Below are 4,868 nucleotides of genomic sequence, written 5' to 3'. Positions count from 1 at the left end.
CACATCATCGATTATCAATCTTGTTCAGTTTTCAAAGATCTACCAATTTGTTGATGTTTCCTTTTTTCAAGGTAACTTTTTAAGTATATCAGAATGTCAACTCGAAGTCAACATATTTTTATAATTAAAATTTTCATCAACCGGGTTGTCATATTCGCTAGAAAAGCGACGACAACAATAAATATTATGCCATCTTAGCAACTAAAAGTCAATAACTTTTTTGTATATTTTTGATTGAATATTTCAATCAACTTTTTCAACAGCAAAAACTATCTTACCAAATCCAAGTGACAAGGTCAACAGGTTATTTGAGATTGTTTAATATTTATTTTTTTGGTTGTTGAAAATTAACAACGATTAATATCATATCAATTTTAAACACAGTGGTCAATAACTTTTTTAAGATTATCTTAAGAATTTCATTTTAACTTAAACTCGTCTTCGAAAATAGTTAAAAATTTTGTGATTTGATTATATTCCTCTTTCTACTAAACTTAAAAATTATTCTTTATTATAGAAATGATAAAAATAATCATTATACTTATAGTTATAGATATTTATAGAAGGAGCCTCATTAAAAATATGGAAAAAGTAATTATCGCAGCAGCGAAAAGAACTCCTATCGGTAAGATGAACGGTGCATTAGCTAACTTCTCTTCCGTTGACCTAGGAACAATCGTTACTAAAGCTGTTATTGAACAAGCCGGCATTAAACCTTCTGACGTTAACCAAGTTGTATTTGGAAATGTTATTCAAGCTGGTGCTGGTCAAAACATCGCAAGACAAATCGAAATTAAATCAGACATCCCTTACTGCAGTACCGCTAATACAGTCAACCAGGTTTGTGGTTCCGGATTAAAAGCAGTTCGCAATGCTCAATCTGCAATTGCTATGGGAGACGCTGATGTTATTGTGGCCGGTGGAGTAGAAAGCATGTCCAACGCACCATTTTTAAATATGAATATGCGAAGAGGGCACAAGTTTGGTGATGTTACCTTAATTGATTCACTAAACCAGGATGCACTAACTGATGCATTCAACCATCAACCAATGGGGATCACAGCTGAAAACGTTGCTAAAAAGTTTAATATTAGTCGTCAACAACAAGATGAATTTGCATATCAATCACATATGCGAGCAGTCAATGCATTTGATAATGGTTTCTTTGATAAAGAAATCGTGCCAATTGAAATTAAAACAAAAAAAGAATCCTATATTATGAAGCAAGATGAAAACATTCGTCGTGATACCTCTGTAGAAGTTTTAAACAAACTTCGTCCTGCATTTAAAGAAGATGGTAGTGTAACTGCTGGAAACGCTGCTAGTTTAAATGACGGTGCTTCAGCATTACTATTAATGAGTGAATCGGCTGCTAAACGTTTAAATGTGACTCCACTAGCAGTAATTGATGGATATGCGGAAACTGGATGCGATCCTGACTACATGGGTTACGCACCATACGATGCTACTAAAGCGTTATTTGAAAAACTAAACTTATCAATGGATGATATTGATTTAGTAGAATTAAATGAAGCATTCGCTGCCCAAGTCCTTGCAGTTGCTCAAGATTACAAAATTGATATGAATAAGCTAAATATTTCAGGTGGTGCCATCGCAATGGGACATCCCTTAGGTGATTCTGGTGCACGCATCATCGGTTCACTAATCTACAACTTGCAAAGAACCAACAACAAAAATGGATTAGCAACTATCTGTATCGGAGGCGGTATGGGAATGGCAATGAAGATTTCTTTACCATAGCTAATTGGTTTACTAATCAGCATTTTGCGGTATCCTATTAATAGATAAAAATTACAAACGTTGCAAATTGCAACGTTTTTCTATATACTTTTGTCTTATAATTTTCATAAAGGAAGTGTAAAAATGCCCGCAACATACTTGAAGAAATCTACTGAAGAAGATTTACCAGCAATTTTGGATATTATTCATTCAGCAATTAAATACTTACATGAACAAGGAATCGACCAATGGCAACATGGTTATCCAGCTGACGAAGATTTAATCAAAGACATTAAAGATGGAATCAACTACGTGTTAATCACTAACGGCCAAGTAGCCGGTACTGCAACTATTCACCAAGGGATTGATCCTAACTACTTAAAGATCGAAGACGGTGAGTGGGTTAACGGTTCTGAAGCTCACTACGCTGCTATTCACCGCGTTGCCATCTCAAATGAGTTCCGTGGCCAACACCTTTCAGAAAAATTAGTTAGTGGATTAATTACCGTTTCTCGTGTCCTAGGATTCAAGGACATCCGAATCGATACTCATCCTGAAAATCTAGGTATGCAACACGTTATAGATTCAAACGGTTTTGAAAAACGTGGTGTGATTCATATGCGTGAAAATGGTCATCCTTGGACTGCTCGTTATGCATACCAATTATTAACCAAATAATCGTAGGTGAATAAATTGATAGCTAACGATATTTCAGTGCAAATTAAATTAATCATTATGTATGTGATTGGAATTATCGCTTTAATTACATTATTAATTGGTTTATATAAGAAGCAATATTCATTTAGAAACAAAAATATTTTATGTATTATCGGCGTAATCGTCGTGATGACATTATTACTATTGGACATTTTATTTGTCCACTAAAAAAGACGTTCGTTTTATCGAACGTCTTTTTGTTTATATTAATGAATAACGACTTTAGTTCCGGTTGGGACATGTGAGTTAACCCACTTAGCGTCTGGGATAGAAAGTCTAACACAACCATGTGAATTGGCCACTTTCCCTAATTCATGGGCATCTTTTTGTAAGTAGTGACCGGATTTATTAACTGGGACTGAGTGGAATAGGTAAACTCCATGGTCTAAGAATGAAGTCCAGTAGTTGGCTCCTTCTTTCGATGATGCATTATAGAAGTGACTACCGCGTTCTGCTTGAATATGGAAAGTCCCACGTGGAGTTCCATTGTCATTTCCGGTAGAACAAAGCATGGTATATAGTACCTTGCCAGCAGGGTTCTTAACGTATACTCTTTGGTCTTTAATCGAAACATCGAACCAGTTATGGTTCTTTAGTGTCATATTAGGATATGGTTTGTTTTCTGATGAGCGTTTCCATGCATTAGCTGATGGATGCACACCCACTTGTTTAGCTTTAGCTACTTTAGTAGTAGTAGTTTTATTATTAGTAGTTTGGGCATTAGTTTGGCCACAGGCATTTAATGCCAATACCGCAACTAATGATGTGGTGGTGATAATAATTGCTTTTTTGACTTTACGCATATATTAAAAGATACTCCCTTGCATGATCTTGATATCATTATATAGCTTTACATAAACCTTGTATATGATTAGTCTTTTTTCGCTAGTTGACTGTAACTGTGTTTATTGATTTTGTACAAAGTATAGTTGGATCCACCGAAATTGCGGTGGCCTTTTTTGAATAGTTTAACTTTAATTTTGTGCTTACCGACTGCTGTAATTTCAGCAGCATCAGCATAGTTAAGAGGAGATTGTTTTTTAGCATAGATATGATACTTATTATTACCGATTTTCTTAAAGCTGCTGTACATAATGGTTCCTAAACTGTATCCAGCAGGCGTATCGTTTCTCTTCAGATATGAGTAATTAACACCTTCCATATCGATACCATCAATCGCAAAGGTGTCCTTAGACAACTTAAAGTTACGGTACTTGTGGTACTTCACCAAATTCTTAGATGCCCAATAACCACGAGCAAATCTAGGAAGACCGCTGTGAACTTTAGCGGCACTAGCTGTCACGTTGGTAAGTACAATAACTTGAAGAATTATCAATGCACTTAGTGCAGCAACCATTATTCTTTTTTTCATATCTTAAACCCCTCTATCGTAATCAGTAACAATAATCTACTTTATTTAATTAAAGCACAATCATAATGTAGTTGCTATACATAATTAATTTTTTACCAATTCTTAAGAATTAACTAATCACGTTTGTGGTAGCATAAAATCATCAATAACAAAGGAGTGTATGAAATGCACAGAATTAGTCGTTTTGCCATTATCAACATGATTATGATTATGGTACTTTCATTAAGTTTCTCTTCATACTCTAGTCCAAATACTGCTTATGCGAGTCATAAAACCCACCCACAAAAAAGTGGTTATCAAAAAGCACGCTAAAAAGAAAAGTAAGAAGAAAGTCTCTACCTATTCTTCAGTTGATGCTTTCGGATATGGTGCCAGTAAGCACCCTACTGCTAACGCATCAGATAAATTAGTTGCACCAGCTGGTTTCTTATTCAGCTTTAACAGTAGTACTAACCAATTCGAACAAGCTGACAACTACAGCAATGACTTCATCAAGAAAAGCCATAAAGTTAACGTATTCCACCCTAATACAAGTGACACTAAAAGAATGGTTAATCCTACAAATCTAGATACCAATACCCAAAGAGAACTCTCTCAATACACTGCTGATTTAATTAATCAACTTAGTCAAAAATTAAGTAACAATCAAGCCCCAGCAAAATTAATCGTAACCGACCGCGCACTAGCAGCCGCAACCCAAATTGCGAATGGCTATAGCGCAGATAAATGGGACATTGATACACAAAATGATCACGACTTAAACGTACTAAAAAGTGTATTTGGTCAATATAACTCAAACGGATGGGCTGAAAATTGGGCCGGAAGCACATTAGGTAAGAAGAATAGCATTGCTAATATCAAAGAAAATATCTATGGATCAACTGCATCGATGATGTTTGATGATGCCGATTCAGGTTGGGGTCACACCGCAAACTTCCTTGGAGCAAGCCTTAATGCTACCCATCCATTAGAATTCGCAATTTCTATTGATAATTTAAATCAATTACATTTCGAATTCCTACTATATAATTAGCGAACA

General features: G+C 35.3%; 7 protein-coding genes. 5 read left to right on the top strand and 2 right to left on the bottom strand.

The window, feature by feature from the left end:
• The first annotated feature begins 582 nt into the window (after window positions 1-582).
• From M3005_RS05000 to M3005_RS04990, 3 genes are all read left to right on the top strand, one after another.
• Window positions 583-1,761: an acetyl-CoA C-acetyltransferase gene (locus M3005_RS05000; protein WP_293794269.1), complete on the top strand. Its 1,179-nt coding sequence runs from the start codon at window positions 583-585 to the stop codon at window positions 1,759-1,761.
• Between the two features lie 123 nt (window positions 1,762-1,884).
• Window positions 1,885-2,418: a GNAT family N-acetyltransferase gene (locus tag M3005_RS04995; protein WP_293794267.1), complete on the top strand. Its 534-nt coding sequence runs from the start codon at window positions 1,885-1,887 to the stop codon at window positions 2,416-2,418.
• 15 nt (window positions 2,419-2,433) lie between these two features.
• On the top strand, window positions 2,434-2,625 hold the full coding sequence (locus M3005_RS04990) for a hypothetical protein (protein ID WP_293794266.1): 192 nt from the start codon (window positions 2,434-2,436) through the stop codon (window positions 2,623-2,625).
• 38 nt (window positions 2,626-2,663) lie between these two features.
• On the opposite strand, the gene M3005_RS04985 is transcribed toward M3005_RS04990, so the two are convergent.
• Both M3005_RS04985 and M3005_RS04980 read right to left on the bottom strand, forming a co-directional pair.
• The gene (locus tag M3005_RS04985) at window positions 2,664-3,260 is read right to left on the bottom strand and encodes a L,D-transpeptidase (RefSeq protein WP_293794265.1); all 597 of its coding nucleotides are present in this window, start codon (window positions 3,258-3,260) and stop codon (window positions 2,664-2,666) included.
• A 68-nt stretch (window positions 3,261-3,328) separates the two neighbouring features.
• Complete coding sequence (locus M3005_RS04980; protein WP_293794264.1) at window positions 3,329-3,829, bottom strand: hypothetical protein; 501 nt, start codon at window positions 3,827-3,829, stop codon at window positions 3,329-3,331.
• Between the two features lie 165 nt (window positions 3,830-3,994).
• Here M3005_RS04980 and M3005_RS04975 point away from each other — a divergent pair, with 165 nt between their 5' ends.
• Both M3005_RS04975 and M3005_RS04970 read left to right on the top strand, forming a co-directional pair.
• Window positions 3,995-4,141 carry a hypothetical protein gene (locus tag M3005_RS04975; RefSeq protein ID WP_293794263.1) on the top strand — a complete coding sequence of 49 codons (147 nt, stop codon included), beginning with the start codon at window positions 3,995-3,997 and terminating at the stop codon, window positions 4,139-4,141.
• Complete coding sequence (locus tag M3005_RS04970) at window positions 4,119-4,862, top strand: SEC10/PgrA surface exclusion domain-containing protein (RefSeq protein WP_293794262.1); 744 nt, start codon at window positions 4,119-4,121, stop codon at window positions 4,860-4,862. Before M3005_RS04975 ends, M3005_RS04970 begins: the two co-directional genes overlap by 23 nt.
• Window positions 4,863-4,868: the final 6 nt, after the last annotated feature.

The organism is Apilactobacillus sp. (genome assembly GCF_025290035.1).
Classification (GTDB): domain Bacteria; phylum Bacillota; class Bacilli; order Lactobacillales; family Lactobacillaceae; genus Apilactobacillus.
Note: the sequence above shows the minus strand (reverse complement) of the source record. Positions and strands in the feature narration are given on the sequence as shown.